This window comes from Microbacterium sp. Bi128 (genome assembly GCF_918698205.1).
Genome location: NZ_CAKKMM010001323.1, coordinates 1 through 1,408, shown reverse-complemented (window position 1 = coordinate 1,408; position 1,408 = coordinate 1). Strand labels below are relative to the sequence as shown.

Here is a 1,408-nt window from a genome sequence, read left to right as displayed (position 1 = left end):
AGCCGGCCTCGGCCACGCGCTGGCGGGCCAGTTCCTGCTGCTCGCTGGAGAGCGTCACGGAGTAGACGGTGGCGCCGCGGGCGGCGGCGCGCAGGGCAAGCTCTCCCCAGCCGGTGCCGATTTCCAGGACCCGGGTGCCTTCCTTCACACCGGCCTTGTCCAGCAGCCGGTCAATCTTGGCCTGCTGCGCTGCGGCCAGCCCGTCCCAGGCCACGTTCCGCAGGGAGTCGCCGCTTTCCGGGAAGAGAGCGCTGGAGTACGTCATGGTGCTGTCCAGGAACGAGGCGAAGAGCTCGTTGGAGAGGTCGTAGTGCCGGGAGATGTTGGAGCGGGTGTTCTTCTCCGTGTTCCGTTCCCTGCGCGGCTGGCGCGGCAGGTACAGGCCGCGCAGCTTCTGCAGCGGCTCGGGAACGAGCGTGCCGACGCGGGAGGCAAACACCTCCATGACGGCGGTGAGGTCATCGGCGTCCCAGTCGCCGGCCATGAAGGACTCGCCCAGGCCGATCAGGCCGCCGTCGCCGAGGCGGGTGGCGAAGGCAACGGGTCGGTTGATGGTCATGACGGGATAGCCGGCGGCAGCCTGGTCAGAGGCGGTGCCGGCGGGTACCTGGTCGGAGGGAGCCGTGCCCAGTGCTGCTTTGCCCAATACTGTGCCGTCCGGGTACCGGACTTCCAGCGGCAGCCTGCGCACGGCCGCCTTGAAGATGGCGTCCGCAGCGCGTCCGGCCACACGGGCCTTGAGGCTCGAGGGCACCGTGGCGATGCTGGGCCAGATGGCGGCGTCGATGGTGGCGGGAGGCTGGGGAACGGTGTACGGCACCCTGCTGGTGACGAGCCCGCTGTCGACGGCGCTGCCGGCAACTGCGCTGCTGTGAGTGGTGCCCTGTGCCCGTCCCGTACCGGATCCGGTCGCTTCGGTCATTGTCACTGAACTGCCTCCTGTGAAGGGTGGTGTGGTTTTTTGATGATGGGCAGGCGGCGCGCCCACAGTTTGATGCCCTGCCAGCGGATCTGCGCCGCGACACGCAGCGGGGCCGCGGGTACGGCGAGCGCCGCGGACACGATGTTCCGCACGCTTGCTTGGTGCCGGACGCCGTCCATGGTGGCGATGAAGGGCTGCTGTCCCTCCCGTTCCAGGACGATCGATACGGCGAGCCGTTCGCCGGGTTCGGGGAGCTTCATGCGGTACTCGCCGTCGACGTCGTTGAACGGCGAGACGTAGAACGCCTTCGGGACGCTCGCCCTGCCCGTGGCGTCGGTTTCGAGGAGGTAGCAGTGCCGCTCCCCGTACGTGTTGTGGACCTCGGCGACGACGCAGCGCAACTCACCGGAGGCACTATGGCACCAGAACACGCTCAGCGGGTTGAACACGTGCCCGAACACCCGGGCGCTGGCAAGCATGGTGATG

Annotated in this window: 2 protein-coding genes; both read right to left on the bottom strand. The window is 68.5% G+C overall.

Annotated features, from left to right (window positions below; all coding sequences use genetic code 11):
* Positions 1-922, bottom strand: a 922-nt coding sequence (locus tag LQV45_RS32420) for a class I SAM-dependent methyltransferase (RefSeq protein ID WP_230011657.1), incomplete at its 3' end; no start/stop codon positions are given.
* Between the two features lie 2 nt (positions 923-924).
* Positions 925-1,408, bottom strand: a 484-nt coding sequence (locus LQV45_RS32415; RefSeq protein ID WP_230011654.1) for a DUF1365 domain-containing protein, incomplete at its 5' end; no start/stop codon positions are given.